Raw genomic sequence first — 1,616 nt, forward strand, 5'->3', positions numbered from 1 at the left:
CTTGTTCGCTCGGGTTGTGGCAGGTTTAGCTGGTGCACCACTCAGCTCTTTAGGTATGTATTACACCATGCAAGCCTTTAAAAAAGCCGACATGGCAAAAGGTATATATATTGCCTTTGGTTTTCAGCAGTTAGGTGTGCCCCTCGCCTGGATTATTTCCCCTTTTCTTGTGAGTACAGATAGTTGGTCTGTTCTTTACACCTTTGAACTCGGCTTAGCACTTTGTTGTTTAGCGATGGTGGTTTCGTTGAAATTACCACGTAGCTTACGAATCTATGTTTTCGAAAAACAGGATTTCTTCACCTTTGCTTTACTGGCGCCAGGTTTTGCATGTCTATGTATTGTGCTGACACAAGGCCCAATCTTATGGTGGTTTAACAGTGAATGGCTTGCTTATGTATTAATTGCAGGTTTTAGCTTGGTTGTTTTAGGTTTGCTCTATGAACATTATCGTGCCAATCCATTAATTATGACACGTTGGTTAGGTGCCTCCTCAACCCTACGCTTTATCTTTGGTGCTTTTGCCATTCGTCTTTTAATGTCAGAACAAAGCTATGCAGCCGTTAACTTCCTAAAAACTATGGGAATGGGTCCAGACCAATTTGTTCCACTCTATGTGGTCATATTGGTGGGAATTTTAAGCGGAACTCTATTTAGTGCGCTTACTTTCTCGCGTGAACGAATTATTTTTCACTTACTTTTTGCAGAGTTTTTGATTCTCATTGCCTGTGGACTAGATTATCACCTTACTAGCGATGTACGGCCTTCAAACTTCTTTGCAAGCCAGTTTTTAGTAGGCTTTGCCGGCGGCCTGTTTATCGGTCCTTTACTTCTAATTGGATTTGCACAAACTTTGGCTAAAGGTCCTTCGTATGTAGTGACTTTTATTGTCTTATTCTCTGCAACCCAAACATTTGGTGGCCTTGTTGGCTCATCTTTCTTCTCGACCTATCAACAACATCGTACACAAAACTATCAAGTCGAGATTATTAAAGATTTGGAACAAGCCGACCCATTAGTTGCTCAAAGGCTTTCTACCTATCAACGTAGTGCAGCCATCACAACAAATGACCCCGCATTACAAACAGCTCAGTCTATGCGCTCACTTAATCAAGTGGTTACTCGTGAAGCTCAGGTCCGTGCTTACAATGATGTGATTGCATTAAACGGTATTTTTGCCGTCGCCTTACTCTTATGGGGCGGATTTAATATTGCACGTAGTAAATACCTACAACGCAGAGGAATTAGCCGCCCTTAACGGCTTATGTTATTGATGAAATAGAAATTGAGATTGATATATGTCAGATGATCAAAATAAACCGGAACAAACCCCTGCTCAAACATCTAATAATGAGCCTGCACCTGCAAGTAAACTGATTCCGACAAAACGCTCAACCCTATTATGGATGTTGGGTGTGCTTATTATCGGTATTTTAGTGATTTTGTGGGCATGGAGAATTGGGCCTTTTGCCACAAGTGTGCAGCAAACTGACAATAGTTATGTTAAAGGTAAAACTACCATTTTATCCTCGCAAATTAATGGCTATGTTAAAGATGTATTAGTGAAAGACTTTGACCATGTTAAAAAGGGTCAAGTATTAATGCATATTGATGCC

At 40.7% G+C, this 1,616-nt stretch carries 2 protein-coding genes; both read left to right on the forward strand.

Annotation, left to right across the window (positions count from 1 at the left end):
* A partial coding sequence (locus VXQ92_RS17090; RefSeq protein ID WP_416682621.1) for an MFS transporter occupies positions 1-1,258 on the forward strand: 1,258 nt, incomplete at its 5' end.
* 40 nt (positions 1,259-1,298) lie between these two features.
* The coding region (locus tag VXQ92_RS17095; protein ID WP_416682622.1) for a biotin/lipoyl-binding protein at positions 1,299-1,616 on the forward strand (318 nt) is incomplete at its 3' end.

The sequence above is a fragment of the Acinetobacter sp. 228 genome, from assembly GCF_048147885.1.